The organism is Corynebacterium sp. c24Ua_83 (assembly GCF_039907245.1).
GTDB lineage: Bacteria > Actinomycetota > Actinomycetes > Mycobacteriales > Mycobacteriaceae > Corynebacterium.
In genome coordinates this window covers 1-1,433 of record NZ_JASBOI010000044.1, presented here as the reverse complement: position 1 = coordinate 1,433, position 1,433 = coordinate 1, and the positions used below count along the sequence as shown (strand labels likewise).

Annotated in this window: 1 protein-coding gene; it reads right to left on the bottom strand. The window is 56.1% G+C overall.

The features are described from left to right. Positions 1 to 27: 27 nt before the first annotated feature. Complete coding sequence (locus QKE30_RS10745; protein WP_347934775.1) at positions 28 to 1,377, bottom strand: IS256 family transposase; 1,350 nt, start codon at positions 1,375 to 1,377, stop codon at positions 28 to 30. Between the last annotated feature and the right edge of the window lie 56 nt (positions 1,378 to 1,433).

The following is a 1,433-nucleotide window of genomic DNA, read 5'->3' as shown; positions in this document are numbered from 1 at the left end:
CCGATTGTTTGTGTGCGGGGGCTTGGTTTACAAGTACTCCGCGAATCGGTCTGGGTATGCCACAGCTAGTTGGTTGATGGCTTGTTTCCAGCCATTGGCCTTCGCTCCTTCAACATACCCGTTGCACTCCACGGCGCGCTTGGCTTGCTTCGCGCGTTGGGCAGCGCGTTTGTCTTCGATATTGCAGATCATCAACCACAGCGTCTTCAGTGCCGCTGTATCGTTCGGGAACTGGCCCCGGTTCCGGGTAGCTTTACGCAGCTCAGCGTTAAGCGACTCGATCGAATTCGTGGTGTACAACACCTTGCGCGCCGCTGGCGGGAACTGCAGAAACGGCACGAACCGTTCCCACGCATCACGCCATACCTTCACTGACTGCGGGTATTTCTGTCCCAGTTCAGAGGCCTCGAACGCATCTAAACTGGCACGGGCGGTATCTTCGTTTGCGGCCGTGTAGATCTCACGTAACGCGCTGGAGACGGGTTTTCGGTCCTGATAGGACACCCACCGGTTCGCCGCCCGGATCAGGTGCACGATGCAGGTCTGCACCATCGAATTTGGCCAGGTTGCCTCCACGGCTTCTGGTAGACCTTTCAGCCCATCACAGCAGACGATGAAGACATCGCTGACGCCACGGTTGGCAAGATCTGCGCACACAGATGCCCACAAGGCGGCACCTTCATTATCAGCAATCCACAAGCCCAGGATGTGCTTGATACCGTCCATGTCGATGCCCACCGCCATGTAGCACGCCTTGTTGACTACACGGTGGCCGTCGCGAATTTTCACCCGGAGCGCATCAAGAAAGATCACGGGGTAGAACTCATCAAGCTGACGGTTCTGCCACAGCATGACCTCGTCTAAGACCGCATCGGTAATCGTGCTGATCGTATCCGGGCTCATATCCACCCCCAGGGTGGACCCAAGATGGTGCTGAATATCACGCACTGTCATCCCACCGGCGTACAGCGAGATGATCATGTCATCAAGCTCTGTCAGCCGACGTGAGCCCTTGGGCACCATCTGAGGAGTAAACGTGCCACAACGATCCCTGGGTACAGTCACTTCCAACGTGCCGTAACCAGAGTTAACCGTCTTGGTGTACGACCCGTTGCGGTGGTTGCTCCCCTGTGCTGATTCAACCTGGGCCTTCATCTTCCGGTCGGAATGACCGTAGCCCAAATGGGCATCCATTTCCGCCTGCAGACCAGCATTAATCGAGGCCTGCAACAGGCCTTTGACCAGGTCGCTGGCGTCATCGGTGGAGGTCGATAACTCGCCGATCAAGCTGGCAAGCTCAGGATTTTCCATCAGCTTCTCGCTGATCTTGTTGACCTTGTCCTGGTCATGGTTTTTCTTCGGTGACACCGTAGTCATTATCGGTGAAACTCCTTCGAGATCAGAGCCTCACACACAAACTTCCTGACACCCTC

Bases quoted from the DNA above. Each gene is read 5' to 3' on its own strand.
- QKE30_RS10745 (WP_347934775.1), bottom strand. From the start codon at position 1,377: ATGACTACGGTGTCACCGAAGAAAAACCATGACCAGGACAAGGTCAAC.